The sequence below is a fragment of the Cobetia amphilecti genome, from assembly GCF_032923285.1.
Classification (GTDB): domain Bacteria; phylum Pseudomonadota; class Gammaproteobacteria; order Pseudomonadales; family Halomonadaceae; genus Cobetia; species Cobetia amphilecti.
Genome location: NZ_CP136695.1, coordinates 246,521 through 267,118, shown reverse-complemented (window position 1 = coordinate 267,118; position 20,598 = coordinate 246,521). Strand labels below are relative to the sequence as shown.

13 protein-coding genes and 1 pseudogene are annotated in these 20,598 nt (G+C 59.1%); 6 read left to right on the top strand and 8 right to left on the bottom strand.

Annotated elements, in window-relative coordinates; all coding sequences use genetic code 11:
* Positions 1-28: 28 nt before the first annotated feature.
* Positions 29-2,170 carry an ATP-dependent DNA helicase RecG gene (recG, locus tag R1T44_RS01190; protein WP_082388678.1) on the bottom strand — a complete coding sequence of 714 codons (2,142 nt, stop codon included), beginning with the start codon at positions 2,168-2,170 and terminating at the stop codon, positions 29-31.
* A complete protein-coding gene (locus tag R1T44_RS01185) occupies positions 2,167-3,132 on the bottom strand; it encodes a hydrogen peroxide-inducible genes activator (protein ID WP_052384315.1) in 966 nt (321 codons plus the stop codon). The genes recG and R1T44_RS01185 overlap by 4 nt, the downstream gene beginning before the upstream one ends.
* A 71-nt stretch (positions 3,133-3,203) precedes the next feature.
* On the opposite strand from R1T44_RS01185, the gene R1T44_RS01180 reads away from it, so the two are divergent.
* The gene (locus R1T44_RS01180) at positions 3,204-4,091 is read left to right on the top strand and encodes an NAD-dependent epimerase/dehydratase family protein (protein ID WP_317292415.1); all 888 of its coding nucleotides are present in this window, start codon (positions 3,204-3,206) and stop codon (positions 4,089-4,091) included.
* Between the two features lie 227 nt (positions 4,092-4,318).
* Here R1T44_RS01180 and R1T44_RS01175 read toward each other — a convergent pair whose 3' ends face one another.
* From R1T44_RS01175 to gmk, 4 genes are all read right to left on the bottom strand, one after another.
* Positions 4,319-4,708: a RidA family protein gene (locus R1T44_RS01175; RefSeq protein ID WP_043331752.1), complete on the bottom strand. Its 390-nt coding sequence runs from the start codon at positions 4,706-4,708 to the stop codon at positions 4,319-4,321.
* 261 nt (positions 4,709-4,969) lie between these two features.
* Positions 4,970-7,135, bottom strand: a complete 2,166-nt coding sequence (locus R1T44_RS01170; RefSeq protein ID WP_192838998.1) for a RelA/SpoT family protein — start codon at positions 7,133-7,135, stop codon at positions 4,970-4,972.
* A 112-nt stretch (positions 7,136-7,247) separates the two neighbouring features.
* On the bottom strand, positions 7,248-7,499 hold the full coding sequence (rpoZ, locus tag R1T44_RS01165) for a DNA-directed RNA polymerase subunit omega (protein ID WP_043331755.1): 252 nt from the start codon (positions 7,497-7,499) through the stop codon (positions 7,248-7,250).
* Positions 7,500-7,908: 409 nt separating this feature from the next.
* A complete protein-coding gene (gene gmk / locus R1T44_RS01160) occupies positions 7,909-8,565 on the bottom strand; it encodes a guanylate kinase (RefSeq protein ID WP_052384319.1) in 657 nt (218 codons plus the stop codon).
* A 610-nt stretch (positions 8,566-9,175) separates the two neighbouring features.
* Here gmk and R1T44_RS01155 point away from each other — a divergent pair.
* A complete protein-coding gene (locus R1T44_RS01155; RefSeq protein ID WP_043331757.1) occupies positions 9,176-10,363 on the top strand; it encodes an MFS transporter in 1,188 nt (395 codons plus the stop codon).
* Between the two features lie 151 nt (positions 10,364-10,514).
* Here the strand turns inward: R1T44_RS01155 and R1T44_RS01150 are convergent, their stop codons facing one another.
* Positions 10,515-11,552 (bottom strand): GlxA family transcriptional regulator, encoded by a 1,038-nt coding sequence (locus R1T44_RS01150; RefSeq protein WP_043331759.1) that lies wholly within the window; start codon positions 11,550-11,552, stop codon positions 10,515-10,517.
* A gap of 265 nt (positions 11,553-11,817) precedes the next feature.
* Between R1T44_RS01150 and R1T44_RS01145 the strand changes: the two genes are divergently transcribed.
* Together R1T44_RS01145 and R1T44_RS01140 are read left to right on the top strand one after the other, a co-directional pair.
* A complete protein-coding gene (locus R1T44_RS01145) occupies positions 11,818-13,473 on the top strand; it encodes a BCCT family transporter (protein WP_317292414.1) in 1,656 nt (551 codons plus the stop codon).
* 254 nt (positions 13,474-13,727) lie between these two features.
* Positions 13,728-15,308, top strand: a complete 1,581-nt coding sequence (locus tag R1T44_RS01140) for a BCCT family transporter (protein ID WP_317292413.1) — start codon at positions 13,728-13,730, stop codon at positions 15,306-15,308.
* A gap of 93 nt (positions 15,309-15,401) precedes the next feature.
* Here the strand turns inward: R1T44_RS01140 and R1T44_RS01135 are convergent, their stop codons facing one another.
* Positions 15,402-15,830, bottom strand: a complete 429-nt coding sequence (locus R1T44_RS01135; protein ID WP_043331762.1) for an organic hydroperoxide resistance protein — start codon at positions 15,828-15,830, stop codon at positions 15,402-15,404.
* Between the two features lie 162 nt (positions 15,831-15,992).
* Here R1T44_RS01135 and R1T44_RS01130 point away from each other — a divergent pair, with 162 nt between their 5' ends.
* Entirely contained in the window at positions 15,993-17,930 is a 1,938-nt protein-coding gene (locus R1T44_RS01130) for an MrcB family domain-containing protein (RefSeq protein ID WP_317292412.1), read from the top strand.
* 42 nt (positions 17,931-17,972) lie between these two features.
* Positions 17,973-20,531: pseudogene (locus R1T44_RS01125) on the top strand (DUF2357 domain-containing protein).
* The last annotated feature ends 67 nt before the right edge of the window (positions 20,532-20,598 follow it).

Here is a 20,598-nt window from a genome sequence, read left to right as displayed (position 1 = left end):
GGCGCCAGGTGAGCAGCGGGCAGCGCGCTCAGACGGCGCCGTATTGCCCGGCCGCCTCGCCCAGCCAGCGGCGAATCAGGGGCTCCGCGGCCTGCGGGGCCTCGCTGAGGATGGCATCGGCCAGCGTGGTGGTCGGGGCGATCAGGTCACTGTCACGCTCGAGATCGGCGATCTTCATCCCCGCCAGCCCCGTCTGACGCGTGCCCAGCACTTCGCCGGGCCCGCGTAGCTCCAGGTCCTTCTCGGCGATCTTGAAGCCGTCGGTGGTCTCGCGCATCACCGCCAGGCGCTGCTTGGAGTGCTGCGACAGCGGCGGATGATAGAGCAGCACACAGAAGCTCTCGGTGCTGCCACGCCCGACACGGCCACGCAGCTGGTGCAGCTGCGACAGGCCAAGACGCTCGGGATTGTCGATCACCATCAGGCTGGCATTCGGCACATCGACCCCGACCTCGATCACCGTGGTCGCCACCAGCAGGTCATGCTCGCCGTCCTTGAACGCCGCCATCACCTCGGCTTTCTCGGCTGCCTTCATGCGGCCATGGACCAGGCCGATGGACAGCTCCGGCAGCGCCTCGGTCAGCTCGTCACGCGTCACCTCGGCGGCCTGGCAGGTCATCACCTCGGATTCCTCGATCAGCGTACACACCCAATAGGCCTGACGACCCTCGGAGCAGGCGGCGCGGATGCGCTCGACCACCTCGGGGCGGCGCGGGTCGGCCACCGCGACGGTCTGCACCGGGGTGCGTCCCGGCGGCAGCTCATCGATCACCGACAGGTCGAGGTCGGCGTAGGCGCTCATCGCCAGGGTGCGCGGAATCGGCGTCGCGGTCATGATCAGCTGGTGCGGTGTCAGGCCACCGGCTTCCCCCTTCGCCCGCAACGCGAGGCGCTGATGCACGCCGAAACGGTGCTGCTCATCGACGATCGCCAGCCCCAGGCGCTGGAAGGTCACATCGGCCTGAAACAGCGCATGCGTGCCGACCACCATGCGTGCCCGGCCATCGGCGATGGCGGCCTTGGCATCCAGCCGTGCCTTGCCCTTGAGCTTGCCGGCCAGCCACGCCACCTCGATGCCCAATGGCTCCAGCCATTCGCGGAAGTTGCGATAGTGCTGCTCGGCGAGAATCTCGGTAGGCGCCATCAAGGCAGCCTGACAGCCGCCGCCGATCGCGATCAGTGCCGCCAGTGCGGCGACCACCGTCTTGCCCGACCCCACATCGCCCTGCACCAGACGCAGCATCGGCACTTCGCGCGCCAGGTCGCGGCGCACATCTTCCAGCACACGATGCTGGGCACCGGTCAGCGAGAAGGGCAGCTGGGCGAGAAAGCGCGTGCTGAGACCGCCACTGGCGCTCAGCGAGGGCGCGCCATCCTGCTGGATGCGCGCGCGCACCTGACGCAGGCTCAGCTGGTGGGCGAGCAATTCTTCCTGGGCGAGGCGGCGCTGACTCGGGTGCACGCCATCGCTCATCTGGTCGACGGGCGCATCCGGCGGTGGCTCGTGCAGAAAGCGCAGGCACTCGATCACGCCGGGCAGGCGAAAGCGCGTGCGCAGCGCCTCGGGAATCAGGTCCGGCAGCTCATGGGGCGTCTCCTCGAGCTGCTTGAGCGCCTGGGCGATCAGGGCACGCAGGCGCGCCTGATTGAGGCCTTCGGTGGCCGGATAGATGGGCGTGAGGTGGTCTTCCACCGGCGCGGCACCCTGGCCGAGCAGGCGGTATTCCGGATGGTAGATCTCGAGACCGGTGGCCCCGGCGCGTGCCTCGCCGAAGCAGCGTACGCTATGGCCACGCTGGAATTGCTGCTGCTGGGCGGGAGAGAAGTGGAAGAAGCGCAGGCTGAGGATGCCGCTGCCATCGCGCAGGCGTACCAGCAGGCTGCGGCGGCGGCCCTTGACGATGTCGCAGGCCGTCACCTCGCCTTCCACCACCGCTTCCATGCCGCTCTTGAGCGTGCCGATGGGCGTGACGCGGGTTCTGTCCTGATAGCGCAGCGGCAGATGGAACAGCAGGTCTGCGACGCGCTCCAGCCCCAGGCGCGACAGCTTCTCGCTCAGCGCGGGGCCGACGCCGCTCAGGCTGTCCAGCGGTTGGGCCAGCGCGCCGGTGGCAAAGACACCGGCGCTGGCGGGCCCGGCAGATGAGGCTTCCGTGCCCGCCCTGCTCATGCCGGTTCGTGGCTCTGGGAAGCGGAGCCCTGCATGCCGTTCTCATTGCTCTGGCGCGCACGATTGGAGCACTCGGCGATCGCCTGGCTGATCACGTCGATGGCCTTGGGGCGCGGGAAGCTGGCACGCCATGCCAGCGCCACGCTGCGGCTGGGCGCCGGGTCCTTGAAGGGACGCGTCTCGAGCACGCCGCTCTCGTAATGACCGGTACCGGTCGCCGAGTAGGGCAGCACGGTGATACCGAGGCCGGAGGCGACCATGTGGCGGATGGTTTCCAGCGAGCCGCCTTCGGCGATCAGCGTATTCTCGGGGTTGTTGATCTGATTGCCGATGGCCGGGCAGGCCTCGAGAATCTGATCACGGAAGCAGTGGCCCTCGCCGAGCATCAGCAGACGCTCGTTGATCAACTGCTCCTTGGCGATGCTGTCCTGCTCGAGCAGAGGGTGGCCGGCCGGCAGCAGGACTTCGAAGGGCTCTTCGTAGAGGATCTTGGTCAGCACGTCGGTCTCGGTGAACGGCAGCGCGACGATGATCACGTCCAGCTCGCCATTGCGCAGCTTGCGACGCAGGTCGCCGGTCATGCCTTCCTCGATGTAGAGCGGCATCTTCGGCGCACGCCGCGTCAGTTCCGGCACCAGGTGCGGGAAAAGATACGGTCCAATGGTATAGATGGCGCCGATGCGCAACGGGCTGGAGAGCTGATCCTTGCCGGAATTGGCCAGTTCCTTGATCACGCTGGACTGCTCCAGCACGCGCTGAGCCTGCTGAACGATCTTCTCGCCGAGCGGTGTGACCTGTACGGTGGACTTGGAACGCTCGAACAGTGCGACTCCCAGCTCTTCCTCAAGCTTCTTGACGGCCACCGACAGAGTGGGCTGCGAGACGAAGCAGCGCTCTGCGGCGCGTCCGAAATGACGCTCCTGGGCCAAGGTTACGATGTAGCGGAGTTCTGTTAGAGTCATGATTCCTGCCCGGAACTGGCATCCTGGGATGCGGTGGGTACCGATTCGTTTTACCAAGGAGCACGGCAAAGGTGAAGAAGACGAGTCTCATCCTCGGTTGTGGCGACGTTGGCAGCGCGCTGGCGCGCGAACTGCTCAAGGCCGATCAGCACGTCATTGGTGTCAGGCGCGATGTGTCCAAGCTTGCGGATCTCGGCATCGAGACGCTGGCCTTGGACATCACTGCCGAAGGTGCACTGGCCAGCTTGCCAGATGCCGACACGGTGGTACATGTGCTGAGCGCCGACCGTTTCGACGAAGAGGCCTATCGCGCCGCTTACGTCGATGGCATTCGGGCGCTGGTGACGGAGCTCGAGTCGCGCGCCAAACCGCCGACCCGCGTGCTGTTCGTGTCCTCGACCTCGGTCTACGCCCAGAAGGATGGCGAGGAAGTCGACGAGCAGTCACCCACCGATGCCACCAGCTTCTCGGGCCAGTTGATGCGCGAAGGCGAGCAGGCACTGCTCGATTCCTCGCTCAACGGCACCGTGGTGCGCTTCTCCGGCATCTACGGGCCGGGCCGCGACATGCTGATTCGCCAGGCGCGTGATGGTCGCATCGCCGCCAGCAACCCGCCACTCTACTCCAACCGCATCCACCGTGACGACTGCGCGGGCGTGCTGGCGCACCTGATCGCGCTGAGCCTCGAGGGCAAGCCGGTCGAGCCGATCTATCTGGCCACCGACTGCGATGGCGCACCGCTGCACGAAGTGATGGCCTGGTTGGCGCGCCAGCTCAAGGTCGAGTCCACCGAGGTGATCCAGTCACCGCTGCGGCGGCGTTCCAGCAAGCGCTGCGGCAATGCCCTGTTGCTCGAGAGCGGCTACACCTTCCGTTACCCGACCTTCCGCGAAGGCTATGCCGAGGTGCTCAAGGAGCACGGCGTGACGGTGCCGAAGAGCGAATTGTCGGGCCGCTGATCACTGCCGCTTTCACTTATCCACATGCGGTTGCGTACTGAGTCGCCTGACCGGGTGTGGGTAAGTTGCTCGCCAAGACTGGCTGACGAGCGGCCAGTTATTGAGTGACGCAGTGCCCAGGCGAAGCGCCAACTGACAGTGCCCGCCCCGGGATCCCGGGGCGGGCACTGTCGTCTCTGCGTCAGCCACTCCTCGCGGGTGACCTGCCATCGTCAGTGAGCGGGTGCTCAGTCACCGATGACCATCACGCCTTCGGCTTCGAAGGCCACGCCCTTGGGCAGCGCCTTGACGCCAACCGCGGCACGCGCCGGGAAGGGCGCGGTGAAGAACTCTTCCATCACCGCGTTGACGCGCGCGAAGTCGTCCAGATCGGTCAGGTAGAGGTTGAGCTTGACGATGTCGCCCAGGCTGCCGGCGGCTTCTTCGCACACGGCATTCAGGTTGGTGAAGACCTGACGCGCCTGCGCCTCGATACCGCCTTCGACGACTTCCATCGTCTGCGGATCCAGCGGAATCTGGCCGGACAGATAGACGGTGTTGCCCGCCTTGATCGCCTGGGAATACGGACCGATGGCAGCAGGGGCCTTGTCGGTGTTGATGATCGCGCGATTGCTCATGACATGCTCCTTGTGACTGCGCTCAAGCCTTGCCGGTTGCGAGTGTTGTGCGGTGGCGGCCTTCAGCAGCGGGTTACGATTGTGGTTATAGGGTCTCGCCGTCCACGGCGAGTTCGGTCGCGGTCAAGGTCCTGCACTGCAGTCGGCCTTGACCGCGACACGGGTGTTCAGAAGAACGTGTCCGATGGCCGCTCTGCGGCAGCCTTGAAAACAAAAACCGCGCCGCCCGCCAGTGGCGGACGACGCGGCCAGTACGGTAGATCAGCTGAGGACGCGGGTGATTCGCTCCACGTGCAACAGGTTGCGCATGCGCTTGATGATGCGCGCCAGATGAATGCGATCACGCACGGCCAGCGTCAGATTGACGATGGCCAGATGGGCGTCGCGTTCCTCGATGCCGATGCGCTCGATATTGGCTTCGGCATCGGTGACCAGCTCGGCCAGCTCGGCGATCAGGCCGCGCTGGGTCTGTGCCTCGATACGCAGCGCCACCGTGAAGTCGCCTTCGACCTGATCGGCCCAGGTCAGCGGGAAGACGCGTTCCGGGTCGCTGGCCAGCTCGGTGATGTTGCTGCATTCCTGACGATGGACCACCAGCCCCTTGCCGGCCGACAGGTGGCCCATGATCGGCTCGCCGGGCAGCGGGTGACAGCAGCGCGCGTAGCTGGTGACCATGCTGTTGCCACCGCTGACCTGCATCGGGCTGTTGCCACTGTTCTCCGCCTGGACGTTGCCGTCCTTGGCCGAGAACTTGGGCTGCTGCGCCGTGGCGCTGGTCGTGTCGCTCAGAAGGCTCTGGGCCACGCTGTAGGCGGCGCGGGTGCCGAGCCCGATGGACTCGAGCAGATCATCACGTCCGCCTTCCAGCTCCAGCTCCGCGGCCAGCGTATCGAGACGCCTGGGCGGCAGTTGCTCGAGGGAAGAGTCCAGCCCGGAGAGCGCCTTGTTGAGCAGACGCTGGCCCAGGGTCACGGATTCGCTGCGCTGCTGATGCTTGAGGTAATGGCGCACGGCAGAGCGCGCCTTGGCCGTGGTGACGAAGTTGAGCCACGCCAGATTGGGCTTGGCGCCCGGCGCGGTGATGACTTCGACGGTCTGGCCACTCTCCAGCGGCGAGGATAGCGGTGCCAGATGACGATCGATGCGGCAGGCGATACAGCTGTTGCCGACATCGGTGTGCACCGCATAGGCAAAATCGACCGCCGTCGCGCCGCGCGGCAATTCCATGATGTCGCCCTTGGGGGTGAACACGTAGGTATCGTCGGGGAAGAGGTCGTTCTTGACGTGCTCGATGAACTCGAGCGAGTTGCCGGCATGGCGCTGCATCTCGAGCAGACCCCGCACCCATTCGCGGGCACGCGCATGGCTGCCGGCGCCGATGGGACGGTCGGTCTGGCCGGCCTTGTACAGCCAGTGCGCCGCGATGCCGTTGTTGGCCATCGCTTCCATCTCGCGGGTACGGATCTGTACCTCGATGGGCATGCCGTTCATGCCGAACAGCGTGGTGTGCAGACTCTGGTAGCCGTTGGCCTTGGGGATCGCGATGTAATCCTTGAAGCGACCCGGCACCGGCTTGTAGAGATTGTGCACCACGCCGAGGATGCGATAGCAGCTGTCCACGTCATCGGTGATGATGCGGAAGCCGAACACGTCCATCAATTCATTGAAGGGCTTCTGCTGGTCACGCATCTTGCGATAGATGGACAGCAGATGCTTCTGACGACCGATCACCGAGCCGGGCAGCTGATCGCGCTCCAGCGCGTTCTGCAGACTGGCCTGGATCTCGCGCATCAGGGTACGACGATTGCCACGCGCGGCGGTGACGGCACGCTTGATGCGTTCGGAACGCATCGGGTGCAGCGCCTGGAAGGAAAGGTCTTCCAGCTCGACGCGAATGGTGTTGATACCAAGACGGTTGGCGACGCGGGCGTAGATCTCGAGCGTCTCACGGGCGATGCGACGCTTCTTCTCGGGGCGCAGGGCGCCGAGGGTACGCATGTTGTGGAGACGGTCGGCCAGCTTGACGATGATGACGCGGATGTCCTGGGACATCGCCAGCACCATCTTCTGGAAGTTCTCGGCCTGGGCGACGGCCTTGTCCTCGAAGGTGATCTGGGTCAGCTTCGAGACGCCATCCACCAGCAGGGCGACGGGTTCGCCGAACTGGCCTGCCAGTGCCTCGAAGGTCACGCTGGTGTCTTCGATGACATCGTGCAGCATGGCGGCCATCAGGCTCTGATGGTCCATGTGCATGTTGGCGAGAATGTTCGCCACCGCCAGCGGGTGGGTCACATAGGGCTCACCGGAACGCCGGCGCTGGCCATCGTGGGCCTGCTCGGCGTAATAGAAGGCGCGCCTAACCTGACGGATCTCTTCCTCGGGAAGATAACCGCCCAGGCGGTCTGCCAGGTCATCGATCGTGAACATTCAGCGGCCTTGGCTCAGAGTGATTCCGGGCCCGCACCCCGTGCTCCGGCCGCGAGGGCGGGAGTGGCAGAGGTGCGGAAGCACACATGCAGTCGGCAGGTTGAGCGTGGGCTCAGTCTTCGATCTGCGGCATTACCGGCTTGCGCTGGATCGGAGCTTCGACCGGCTCGTTCAGGATGTCACGACCGACCAGACCGGCCGCCACTTCGCGCAGGGCGAGGACGGTGGGCTTGTCGTTTTCCCACGGCAGTTGGGCGTTGCGGCTGCCGCGTGACAGCTGACGGGCACGACGAGTGGAGATCATCACCAGCTGGAAGCGGTTGTCGACGTTCTCGAGGCAATCTTCTACGGTTACGCGAGCCATGGCGGTGCACCTATCAATAGCGGGATATTCGGGGTTCGCTGTCGGCGTGTAATCAGCGCAGAGTGCCGCGACCGCTAGGGGTCACTTACCCTGATCATCTGACAGTATCTCGCACACGACGCAAGCACAATGCCGCCGAGCCGGCCCGCCAGGGGCGAGACGGCTCAGCGGCCAATGATTCTGAAAGGGAATCGAGTCTACTCGACGCCGTTGTTGCATGACAAGTCAGGCGCGATCAACTCCTTCGCCTGGCGCGTCTGTCGGCGGCGTACGCGACCACAGCGCGCATGATCAGCACGAAAGCCGGCAAGTCCTGCCCGACTGTCAGGCTGTCCGAACTGCTGTCAGAACGGCCGGCCGCGCGGCTGACTGAGCGTCTGACCGAGCAGCCGGATTCCCGCCGCCGTCATCAGTCGGCCAGCAGGGAATCGAGCAGTGCCGCGTGGCGATGCTGCACGCGCGGCAGACGCGCACGCTGGGCATTGACGAGTCCGCACAGCTCGTCGAGGGCCTGCTCGAAGTCATCATTGATGACAATCAGGTCGTATTCGTCGTAGTGGGACATCTCGCTGACCGCATCGCGCATGCGACGCGCGATCACGTCCTCACCATCGGTACCGCGGCCGGACAGACGCTCGAGCAGTGCTTCACGCGACGGCGGCAGGATGAAGATGGAGACGGCTTCCGGCACCTGGGCGCGCACTTGCTGGGCGCCTTGCCAGTCGATCTCGAGGATGACGTCCTCGCCCTTGCTCAGGCGAGCTTCTACCGCCGGACGCGAGGTGCCATAGAAGTTGTCGAAGACCTGGGCGTGCTCGAAGAAGTCGCCCTGCTCGATCATGGTCTTGAAGTGATCGACATCCACGAAGTGGTAGTTGACGGCATCCTGCTCGCCCGGGCGCTGGCCGCGGGTGGTGTGCGAGACGGACACGCCGATACCGTCCATGCGCTCCAGCAGTGCCTTGACCAGGGTGGTCTTGCCGGCGCCGGACGGCGCGGAAATGATGTAGAGCGTGCCACGTGCGTTGCTGGCCGCCGAGGAAGATGCTGAAGAAGTCGAAGACATGGAAGTGATCCGCTTGCTGTCGCTGAATCGCGGCATTATCGCATAATCCACCCCGCTTCCGCTGCACGCGCGCATGACAGTCCCGTGATGCAATGTTGCAGCTCGGGCATCACAGTTGTCGTCGCGAAGTGGCTGGGTTGGCGTGGCGTTATCTGCAACAATGGTCGTATATTTCAGTTATCACTCAAGCGTCGGCCAGTTCTCGCGTCAGCCAGTTCTCGCGCCGGCCTGGGGTCTTGAAGGGACACAGGGTTTGCCGCCGCCTCGCCACGCTGGCCTGAGCTTGCGCACTCCCGTGATTCCCAACGCGCCTTGCCAGAAGAGGTTCGTGAACCGTCCTTCGCAAGCCGCGTACATAAGTCGATAGAGCAGCGCCAGACGTGCCGCAGGCCTCCGCCAGAGAGGCCGCGCACGAGCGCATCACCCGTTACCTGTCCCGCGCGCCATTCATTCCTGCCTTCCGGCTGATGATGAATGGCGCGCGGTCTTTTGCCCTGCGTAGCGCCAGCCATGCGCGGGCAATGTCAGCCGTGGCCTGCCCTGACAGCGGCGCCACGGCTGAGTACGGCCACGGGTGATACCCCCTTTTCAAGTTTCAGGAGACCCGGACATGTCTGCCTCCCCCGTTGCGCGCCATCCGCGCATCGCCGAACTGGCGCTGGCGCTCGGTGCCTTTGCCATCGGCACTACCGAATTCGTGATCATGGGCCTGATGCCCAACATCGCGGCGGACTTCAATGTGTCCTCGCAGCAGGTCGGCTACGCCATCAGTGCCTATGCGATGGGCGTGGTGGTCGGTGCGCCCCTGATATCGGCGCTGGGCGCGCGCCTGCCGCGGCGTGGCCTGCTGATCGGCCTGATGCTGCTGTTCGCGGTCAGCAACGTGGCCAGCCTGCTGGCACCGTCGCTGACCAGCTTTGCCGCGCTGCGCTTCATCGCCGGCCTGCCGCATGGTGTCTATCTGGGCGTCGCGGCCCTGGTGGCGGCGGATGCTGCCCCCGCCGGCGAGCGCGGGCGGGCCGTCGGTCGCGTGATGATGGGCCTGACGGTGGCGATTCTGATCGGGGCGCCAGCGGCGACCTGGTTCGGCAGCCTGTTCGGTTGGCATTCCGCCTTTCTCGTCGTCGGTCTGCTGGCGCTGGCTACGGCGGTGCTGGTGCGCGGCTTCGTGCCCTATCAGGCCGGCAATCAGGACGCGACCCCGCTCACCGAGCTGGCCGCGCTGATCAAGCCGCGGGTGCTCTATACCCTCGGCATCGCCTGCATCGGTTTCGGCGGCATGTTCAGTGTCTACAGCTATGCGGTGGAGACGCTCAACGTCCAGGCCGGGCTGTCCCAGAACCTGGTGCCGATGGTGCTGGCCGTCTTCGGGGTAGGCACCATCATCGGCAACCTGATCGGTAGCCGTGCCGCGGACATCGACCTGATGCGCACCATTCCTGCCGTGCTGATCTGGAGTGCGCTGGTGCAGGGTGGCTTCTACTTCGCCGCCGATGGTGTCTGGAGCGGCATCTTGTTCGTCGGGCTGGTCGGTACCGGCATCGGTCTGGCACCGGCGCTGCAGATGCGCCTGATGGATGTGGCGGAAGACGCCCAGACCATGGCGGCGACGCTCAATCATGCGGCATTCAACATCGCCAATGCGCTGGGCGCCTGGTGTGGTGGCATGGCCTTCGCCTATGGCCCGTCGCATTCCTCCATCGGCCTGGTCGGGGTGGCGATGGCCATCGCGGGCTTGATCGTCTTCCTGCTCGGTCAGCGTCATGAGCGCCGCGAGCTGCAGACGGCTTCTGCCTGATGTGGGCCTGAAGCGAGATTGTGAGCGCGGGGCAAGAACCCCCACGTGAGCACAAGCCGCAACGCAAGACGCCGCCCTTCGGGGCGGCGTCTTGCGTTGCGGTGGCGGAAAGTCTGTGGAGCGGCGCCGGCACGTCAGTGACAGGGCAGCGTCAGCGCTGCTGACGCGCGCGCGTCGGCGACATGCCGAAGTAATCGCGGAAGCAGTGACTGAAGTGGGTGGTGCTGACGAAGCCGCAGGCCACGGTGACCTCGGTGATGCTGGCGTTGCCCTGTGTCAGCAGCTGGCGTGCCCGCGTCAGGCGCAGCTCCAGATAGTAGCGCGAGGGCGTGGTATCCAGATGGCGGGTGAACAGGCGCTCGATCTGGCGGCGTGACAGCGTCACGCAGTGCGAGATCTCGCTCATGCTCAAAGGCTCCTCGAGGTTGTTGCTCATCAGTTCGAGGATGGTGCGCAGTGCCTCCGGGTGCTGGCTGTCCGGCGCGGGCAGCGTCTGGTCCGGATGCCAGGGGCTGGGCGTCGCGGGGCGCTCGCAGGCGAGGATTTCCTCGACACTGCGCGCCAGGTCATCGCCGTGACGCTGGCGCATGGCTTCCAGCATCATGTTCAGCGCGCTGCCGGCATTGGTGCAGCTGAAGCGCGCTGCTTCCACCACCAGCGGGGCACGCGACAGCTCCAGCTGGGGGAATGACTCGCTGAACAGCGCCGCATTCTCGGGATGGATGGTGCAGCGATGGCCCGCCATCACGCCGGCGGCTGCCAGAAAGTAGCTGCCATTCCACAGGCTGCCGAGGCGACAGCCCTGGTGGTCGGCTCGCCGCAAGACTTCGCTCAGCAAGGGAATCTCGTCCAGCTGCACCCGGTAGCCGCCACACACGATGATCATGTCGATCTGCGCCTGCCCCAGCGACTCGAGCCCGGCGCTGGCCATGATGTCGATGCCCAGATCACTGCGCACGCTGCCCGCCGTCACCCCGAAGGTGTGAATGCGATAGAAGGGGATATCGCGGAGCAGATTGGCCGTGACCAGCACATCGAGGGCGCTGGTGAAGGCGGGCATCGAGAAATGCTCCAGGAGAATGAAGGCGACATTGAGCGGTGCGCTCTGGGCACAGGTCACGTCCTTGAGCAGATGCTGGTTGCGACGCTTCATCGCGGGGGTGAAGTCGCGGCGACGGGGCGAGGTCATGGCTTGCGTTCGTTGCAGGGGCCGCGAGCGGCAGTGGATCGAAGGCGACCGGCAGGCTGGCCACCGTGAGACTCCATCCTCGCAGCTGCGCGCTCCCGCGGCGAGCCTCTCGCTGGCGGTTACGGGGTGGCAGGCATGTAATGAGGCTGTTGGCTTGATGATACGTCGCGTTACATGGGTGTAAAAACAATCACTTGTGTCATATTCGGCGCTTTCGCGCCTGTTAGACTGCCCCGTCACTCAGATCATGCCCCGAGGCTGACTAATGACGGATACCACCCGGACTGCCTTGTCCGGCTCCGCAACCCAAGCAGCTCCCCTTTCCGATCACGCCGCATCTCTTGCTGATCACACCACATCCTCTCCTGATCAAGCCGCATCACTGCCTGATTCCGAACCCACAGCGCTCAACAGCTCCCGCAGTCTGGACTGGCCGGTCTTCCTCCTCAGTGGAGGCGTGATGGCGCTGTTCGTCGCCGCCGCACTCATCGACCTGGACGGCGTGTCGGCCCTGATCAATCACGCCTTCGACTTCTCGACCACCTACTTCGGTGCCTATTGGCAGGGCTTGATGATCGTGACCTTCCTCGTCGCCGTCGGCATGACCTTCGGGCGCATGGGGCGCGTGGTCTTGGGCGGGTTGGCGACGCCTGACATCTCCACGCCGCGCTGGATGGCGACCATTCTGTGCACCCTGCTCGCCGGAGGTGGCGTGTTCTGGGCCGCCGCAGAGCCCATCGCGCACTTCGCCTCGCCGCCGCCCGTCTTCGGGCCGGAGGCTCCGGTCGGCAATCTCGATGCGGCCTACAATGCGCTGGCGCAGAGCTTCATGCACTGGGGCTTTCTCGGCTGGGCGGTGCTGGGCAGTCTGACGGGCGTCGTCTTCATGCACCTGCACTATGAGAAGGGCTTGCCGCTCAAGCCGCGCACCTTGCTCTATCCGCTGCTCGGCGCGCGCGTGATGCATGGGCCGATCGGCGCGCTGGTCGATGCCTGCTGCGTACTGGCCGTCATCGCGGGTACCGTGGGGCCGGTCGGGTTCCTCGGCATCCAGGTCAGTTACGGGCTCAATGCGCTGTTCGGCATTCCCGATACCTACGCGACGCAATTGGTACTGCTGGCCATCCTGACCCTCGTCTACACCCTGTCCGCCGTCAGTGGCGTGATGCGCGGCATCCAGTTCCTGAGCAGTGCCAACGTGCTGATCGGCGGCGCGATGTTGTTCTTCATCGTGCTCTTCGGGCCGACCGAATTCCTGCTCAAGGCCTTCCCGCTGGGCATGGTCGACTACCTGGACAATATCGTGCCGATGGCGGTCTTCCGCGGCGACAGCGGCTGGCTGGATAGCTGGACGCTGTTCTTCTGGGGCTGGTTCATCGGCTTCGGTCCGCTGATGGCGATGCTGGTCGCGCGTATCTCGCGGGGGCGTACCCTGCGCCAGATGGTGCTGTTGATCACCATCCTGTCGCCGCTCGCGACCTGTGTCTGGTTCACCATTCTCGGCGGCAGCGGCCTGGCCTTCGAGCTGGAAAACCCGGGCAGCGTCTCGGGCCCGTTCAGCGGCTTCAATCTGTCGGCGGCCTTGATCGCCATCACTCAGCAGCTGCCGTTCGGCTTCATCATGTCGGTGCTGTTCCTGATTCTGTCGGCGCTGTTCGTGGCCACGACCGGGGATTCGATGACCTACGCCATCTCGATGGTGATGAGCGGGCACGACAACCCGCCACGCAGCGTGCGTGTGTTCTGGAGCCTGATCATGGGTGTCGTGGCGGCGATCCTGATCTCGATGGGCAATGGCGGCATCAATGCGCTGCAATCCTTCATCGTGGTGACCGCGGTGCCTGTCTCGCTGGTGCTGTTGCCCAGTCTGTGGAATGCGCCGCGTATCGCGCGGCAGATGGCGCGTGAGCAAGGGCTGTAACTGGCTGATGTGAAAAAGGCCGCCCACTCGGGCGGCCTTTTCATGTCGTCACGCACGGATCAGTCTGGCATGGCCCGAAGATGGCAGCCGAGGGAGGTCATGAGTTGTTATCACCGATGCCCGGATGTAAAACGGCTGTAGGCTTGGTGATACGTCGCGTTACATAGGTGTAAAAACAACGGCTTGTGTCATAGTTCAGCGTTTTACGGCTGATACACTGCACCGTCACTCAGATCATGCCCAGAGGCTGACTAATGACGGATTCTTCCCGGACTGTTTCGTCCGGCTCCGCCACACCGGTAAATCCCCCCGCTGAACCCGCCCACACCCCGCAAGGTATCGACTGGCCCGTCTTCATCATCAGTGGTGGCGTATTGGCAGTGTTTGCCATCGCCGCACTGGTGGATCTCGACGCTGTCTCCGCGCTCATCCAGAGTGCCTTCGGTGTCTCGACCCAATACTTCGGTGCCTACTGGCAAGCGCTGATGCTGGCGACCTTCGTCATCGCCATCGTGCTGACCATCGGCCGTACCGGACGGGTGCGCATGGGCGGGCTGGCGGCGCCGGATATCTCGACGCTGCGCTGGATGGCCATCATCCTGTGCACGTTGCTGGCGGGCGGTGGTGTCTTCTGGGCAGCGGCAGAGCCGATCGCTCACTTCACCTCGCCGCCGCCGGTGTTCGGCGCGGACGCCCCGACTGGCAACGCCGATGCCGCCTACAACGCGTTGGCGCAGAGCTTCATGCACTGGGGCTTTCTGGCCTGGGCGATGCTCGGCAGCCTGACCGGCATCATCTTCATGTACCTGCACTACGAGAAGGGCCTGCCGCTCAAGCCGCGCACGCTGCTCTATCCGCTGTTCGGCGACCGCGTCATGCGTGGCCCCATCGGTGCGCTGGTCGATGCCTGCTGCGTGCTGGCAGTGGTGGCCGGTACCGTCGGCCCCATCGGCTTCCTCGGCCTGCAGGTCAGCTATGGCCTCAATGCGCTGTTCGGCATTCCCGATACCTACGCGACCCAGCTCACGCTGCTGCTCGTACTGACCGTCATCTATACCCTGTCGGCCGTCAGCGGCGTGACCCGTGGCATCCAGTTCCTGAGCAGCACCAACGTCCTGCTCGGCGGCGCGCTGCTGCTGTTCATCCTGATCATGGGCCCGACCGGCTTCCTGCTCGAAGCCTTCCCGCAGGGCCTGGCGCGCTACGTCGGTGACTTCGTCGCCATGTCTTCCTTCCGGGGTGACGATGGCTGGCTGAATGGCTGGACGCTGTTCTTCTGGGGCTGGTTCATCGGCTATGGTCCGCTGATGGCGATGTTCGTGGCGCGTATCTCGCGTGGCCGCACCCTGCGTCAGATGGTGCTGCTGATCGCGGTCATCTCGCCGCTGGTCACCTGCCTGTGGTTCACCATCATCGGTGGCAGCGGCTTGGCCTTCGAGCTGAGCAACCCGGGCAGCGTCTCCGGTCCGTTCACCGGCTTCAATCTGCCGGCAGCGCTGATCGCCATCACCCAGCAGCTGCCGTTCGGCTTCACCATCTCGGTGCTGTTCCTGGTGCTGACCACGCTGTTCGTCGCCACCACCGGTGACTCGATGACCTACGCGGTCTCGATGGTGATGAGCGGCCACGACAACCCGCCGCGCGGCGTGCGCGTGTTCTGGAGCCTGATGATGGGCGTGGTCGCGGCGCTGCTGATCTCGATGGGCGATGGCGGCATCAACGCGCTGCAATCCTTTATCGTCGTCACCGCCGTGCCGGTGTCGCTGATTCTGCTGCCCAGCCTGTGGAACGCTCCGCTGATTGCCCGCCGCATGGCGCGCGAGCAGGGCGTCTGATCGGCTCCGTTCGAAAGCAACGCGCGTCTCGCACCATCAAAAACGCCGCCCCGAGGGGCGGCGTTTTCGTGTCTGGCGATCAGTCGTCAGCCATCAGACGCTGACGTTCAGCGTCACATCGATGTTGCCACGCGTCGCGTTGGAGTACGGGCACACCTGATGCGCCTTCTCGACCAGCGCATCCGCCTCGGCCTTGTCCATGCCCGGCAGGCTGATATCCAGCGCCACCTCGATACCGAAACCGGCCGGAATCTGGCCGATGCCCACCTTGCCGGTGATCTCCAGGCCTTCTGGCAGCGTCACGTCGTCAGTGCTGGCCACGTGCTTCATGGCACCGATGAAGCAGGCAGAGTAACCCGCCGCGAACAGCTGCTCCGGGTTGGTACCTTCACCGCCACCACCACCCAGCTCCTTCGGCGTGCTCAGGGTGACATCCAGCGCCCCATCGGAAGAACGCGACTTGCCCTCACGACCCCCAGTGGTAGTGGCTTCTGCACGGTACAGCACTTGTTCGATAGACATGCCTGACTCCTTGAGCGGAAAAGCCCTCAGTCGAGGGGTGGAAACAAGATGGTGGCTCTGAAAGAAAAATCAAGGTTACATTGGGATAGGTTTTTAAGTTAACTTTGCTAATCTAAGCAGTCTAATTTTGAGTTCAAATTAATTAATTCCAGGTAAAGTGTTATGCCGCTTATACAAGATATAGAGAGATTTTTGAGTAGCTGGGAGGATGCTTGTAAAGAAACATTTACTAATCATGCGATTGCTGCACTATTTAAAGTTGATATAGGTGGTCGAGTTAAGACCTTTGTTCATACAAAGCACCCAGATTTTATTGTCAAGGCTAGTGTTGGTGCTGGTAATTGGGCAAATGTACCTTGGATTTCGATGCTAAATCCGAGAATAACCACTAGCACTAAAGATGGGGTATATCCAGTATATCTTTTTAAAGCTGATGGTTCTGGCTTTTATTTGTCACTTAATCAAGGCACGACTAACCCTAAAGATAAGTATGGTAAGGTTGTTTCAGAGAAAAGGTCTGAAGTTATCGTACAGCATATTCGAAATGAAATACCCGAACTAATAGATTGGGAAAATGTAGATTGTGTACAGCTAAATGCTTCCACCAGTCTTGGGCAATCATATGAAAAGCCAAATATTGCCGCTAAATTTTATGCATTTGATAATCTTCCCGAAGAAGAAGAGCTTTTTAATGATCTTACCGAATTGTTGTACTATTATAAGCGAGTTGAGACGTTATCTATTCTTGACAGCATTGATACCAAGTTGAGTGAAGTCAATGACTCTAAGCAGCTCGGTTTTAATACAAATAATGTAGACGAGCCAGATAATGTTGGCTTATCTGTGAACTTTACTCCTGATATATTTGTTTATAAGCCGTTTCTCTTGCTTGCTGGTATTTCAGGAACAGGAAAAACTAGATTTGTGCGTAAACAAGCAGAGGCAACTGGGTCACTAGCTGATACTTATTGTCTAAGCTCTGTGCGCCCAGACTGGCATGAGCCAAGTGATCTTCTAGGATACATATCTCGTCTTAATGGCACGCCGCAGTTTATAGTTACAGATGTGCTATTTTTCATAATTAAGGCATGGCGTGAAATATTATCTGCAAAAGTAAAGTTTGAAGTATCAAAAAACGGCCAGTTAGAGGTTATCGGTGATAACAAAGACCTTGGCTTAATTAGACCCTATTGGCTTTGCCTTGATGAGATGAATTTAGCACCAGTAGAGCAGTATTTTGCTGATTATCTTTCAATATTAGAGACACGTTCATGGTCATGGAGGGGCGGGTCATTCTCATATAGTAGCGACCTGTTACTCAAGTCATCTACAATATCTCAATTAGGAGAAGACTCCACATTAAGAGAAGATCTTGGGCTTCAAGGCTCTACCTACGATATGGCATGGGAGATGTTTGAGCAGTATGGCATCGGAATACCTTTCAACTTAATCGTTGCAGGCACGGTTAATATGGATGAAACAACCCATGGCTTTTCTAGGAAAGTGATAGATAGAGCGATTAGTTTTGATTTTGGCGCTTTTTTCCCAAATAGCTTTGATGAATTCTTTTCACCTACCATTCAAAATAAAGCTTTGAGCTATCCGCTACAGGCACAAGTAAGTCAATTAGACTTGGAATCAACTTGTGATCGTAATGGTGAAAAAAGTATTGTGTTTTTGAAGGCGATTAATGAAAGCTTGGAAAGTACGCCTTTCGAGCTGGCGTATCGTGTACTTAATGAGTTGTTATTAGCAGTTGTTTGTGCGCAGCCACAAGACGATAAAAGTCTGATAGCGGTGTGGGATGATTTTATGATGTGCAAGGTGCTTCCTCGCATTGAGGGAGATAGGGATAAACTTACAACTGTAGGAGGGGAGGAGATACTAATAAAGCTGAAAGCTGTGCTGCAGAGTCAGTTCGCATCTATTTTTAATCGAAGCGATAGCGATTTAATTCAGCGGCCAGATCTTTATCGGGAAAAAATAATAACAGATAGTAATAGCGAAAAGACATTAAATATCCCGTGTCGCTCTATAAGCAAACTGGAGTGGATGCAGCAAAGATTAGTTAGCGCTACCTTCACCAGCTTCTGGCCTTGACCTTCTGCTTATAGTGGCAATAGACAATATGGAGGTCTAGCTATGCCAGAGTTATTTCGATTACAAACTCCTGATTACGAGTTTTCAGTCTGGTCTAGTGATATTAGTCAGCGTGTCAAAATGTATAATACCACTATGGCTAGAAATTCTAGTTCGACCACTAGTAGTTCTAATGGGGATTGGAAGGAGAATAATGTTTCTGCGGTACTTACAGAGGATATGTCGACTCCTAGTTACCAGTTACGCTTTTCACCTGAAATCGAGCTTGTTGATTTTCATTTAGAACCAAGTTCAAACCTGGAGAATACAAGTACTTCTGTGGCAACAGAGCTATCCACAAGTGTTTTAGGACCTAAAAAGAAAGATAATATATTATTAAGTTCACCAATTTTTTTTGAGAATACCCAATATCAGTTTGAGTGGGTTTTCTTTTCTAAAGTGACGTTTGCATGCATAAAGCACCGTAGTCAAAATGTTAATGACACCTTTCGATTCTCAAAGCAACGAGGGCCAATGCCGGCTCGTTTGACAGGAACTATAAATACTGGGAACGATATAGGATGGATGCGCTTGCCTTTATCTTTTGAAATTGAAGGCAAGATCTATCTACAAAATATCGCGTTCGAAGTGCTGCCAGTCAAGATGATGTTGCATCGTGATCTCCCATGTATGTATCGAGCGATTGATTCTATTTATCCGTTGTGGCGTTTCAGCCTTGTAGAAAAAACTGAGCAAGATACAGCGCTAGGGAATCAGCGAGGTCATTTCCCTTTAATGTGGCTAGCGAATTTTGCTGCTTTAAGGTTACGTTTTGAGCAGGGACTCAAAGTGGTTTGTGCAGCACCCCATAGTCGCCTGAAGTCGCATATTGATAGTATCAAGGCTTCAAAGTTAAAGGGGCGTCTTCCTAGAAAGCTAGCTGAGCGCGTGAAACAGGATTTTTCTTCTGGGCAATATGATAAGCGATATAGAGTGAATAAAAAAAGGCTTAGTGTTGATACTCCCGAAAACAGGTTTATCAAGATGGCGGTAAGCCAAAGTAAGCGAAAACTAGCAAATTTCGAAAACAAGTTGCGCGCTAATAATAGTGCGCCTGAGAACCAGCGGTTATCAAATTATTTTTTAGATGAGTTACATTGCTGGCAGAAGCCTTTAAATAAAGTATTAACTCAAAGCTTTATTAGCGAGGTCGGCTCTTTCTCTGGAATGACTCGAGAGTCATTGGTGCTACAGCAAAAAACTGGTTATAGTGCAGTTTATCGAGTCTGGCAAGAGTTGAAATACTATCTCGATGCCTTTGACAGTCAATCTAGTATGTCTATGAAGTCGGTGTCTGAGATTTATGAGGTATGGTGTTTTTTATGCCTGAAGAAAATTCTTGAAGATGAGCTTGGTTTTAATGTGGTTGATAGTGAATTAATAAGTTTAGATCAAAATGATTATTTTGAGTAACAATTAAGAGATGGGTTTGCAGGCGCCTTTTGTTTCAAGCGAAGTGATGGTGTAACAGCGAGGTTAGCTCATGAGCCAAAGTTCACCAAAAAAGGCAAAGACATACGTTCCTATCTGGTGAGCCAGGAACCCGATATTGTATTAGAAGTCACGATCCCAGGGGATAATCAATCGGAAGAGGCACAAAAGTTTATTTGGATATTTGATGCGAAGTACCGCATAAAGAATTATAAGGGACGTTATGATGATCAGTCTGAAGATGTCGACAATATAGACCGAGTGCCAGATGATGCAATCAATCAGATGCACCGATATCGTGACGCGTTAATCCGCTTAACTGATCCCAATAAAAAAAGTGATAAGTTTGATGCTTCTTATCTAGTGAGAAAAAGTCGGCCCGTTTTTGGAGCATTTGCTCTTTATCCTGGATTTTTTGATCAGAAAGCACATGATAATCCATATGCTCGTGCGATTGAGGAGGTTGGAATCGGGGCTTTTGCATTGCTTCCTAGTCAAGCTGAGACGAAGTATTGTGGGCATCAATGGTTATTGGAATTTCTAAGGGCTCAAATTGGTGTAGCCCCTGCGGTAGAAATGACTAAATATTCCTCCTCAAGTATAAAAGAAAATCTATATGTACAAGAGGCTTCACGTATACCCTATTCTGGTATGCAGCAAGTACTATATTCAGATTTAACAATGACAGTAGCATTAAGTGGTAAGCGTAAGCGAGATAATGGCTACTTTGAGGCATTTGAACAAGGGGTTGCGCGCTGGTATCACATGCCGCAAAGTACTTTCTTGGGTAAATTTAAGCAGCATGTTGTAGAAGAAATTCGCTACCTGGCTTTGGCATCTACATCTGATGTCCAAACTAGCACCAAAAAAATAGATAAGCTTTGGCCAGTTAAGCGCGTAAGGCTCCTCCCTCGATATGAGATCGACGAAGAGCAGGCTGGAAAAGCTTCTAATGCGTCTGAGCTATATTATTTATTTGAGCTTGGAAAGCCACTTACATTACACGTTCCGGTAACGCGTGTGCCACATCGACCAATAGCTCATTCAATGAAACTCACTACTTTAACTCAGTTAGAGAGCGTAACAACTTTTGCGGATGTAGAGAAAGTTTACAATGAGGCAATGGTGTAGCCGTGACTGGCGGAGGCCATGAATAATTTACCTTAAGCTATAAAGGCAGTTTGGCAATGGCATCCGC

Bases quoted from the DNA above. Each gene is read 5' to 3' on its own strand.
- recG (WP_082388678.1), bottom strand. From the start codon at position 2,170: ATGAGCAGGGCGGGCACGGAAGCCTCATCTGCCGGGCCCGCCAGCGCC.
- R1T44_RS01185 (WP_052384315.1), bottom strand. From the start codon at position 3,132: ATGACTCTAACAGAACTCCGCTACATCGTAACCTTGGCCCAGGAGCGT.
- R1T44_RS01175 (WP_043331752.1), bottom strand. From the start codon at position 4,708: ATGAGCAATCGCGCGATCATCAACACCGACAAGGCCCCTGCTGCCATC.
- R1T44_RS01170 (WP_192838998.1), bottom strand. From the start codon at position 7,135: ATGTTCACGATCGATGACCTGGCAGACCGCCTGGGCGGTTATCTTCCC.
- rpoZ (WP_043331755.1), bottom strand. From the start codon at position 7,499: ATGGCTCGCGTAACCGTAGAAGATTGCCTCGAGAACGTCGACAACCGC.
- gmk (WP_052384319.1), bottom strand. From the start codon at position 8,565: ATGTCTTCGACTTCTTCAGCATCTTCCTCGGCGGCCAGCAACGCACGT.
- R1T44_RS01155 (WP_043331757.1), top strand. From the start codon at position 9,176: ATGTCTGCCTCCCCCGTTGCGCGCCATCCGCGCATCGCCGAACTGGCG.
- R1T44_RS01150 (WP_043331759.1), bottom strand. From the start codon at position 11,552: ATGACCTCGCCCCGTCGCCGCGACTTCACCCCCGCGATGAAGCGTCGC.
- R1T44_RS01145 (WP_317292414.1), top strand. From the start codon at position 11,818: ATGACGGATACCACCCGGACTGCCTTGTCCGGCTCCGCAACCCAAGCA.
- R1T44_RS01140 (WP_317292413.1), top strand. From the start codon at position 13,728: ATGACGGATTCTTCCCGGACTGTTTCGTCCGGCTCCGCCACACCGGTA.
- R1T44_RS01135 (WP_043331762.1), bottom strand. From the start codon at position 15,830: ATGTCTATCGAACAAGTGCTGTACCGTGCAGAAGCCACTACCACTGGG.
- R1T44_RS01130 (WP_317292412.1), top strand. From the start codon at position 15,993: ATGCCGCTTATACAAGATATAGAGAGATTTTTGAGTAGCTGGGAGGAT.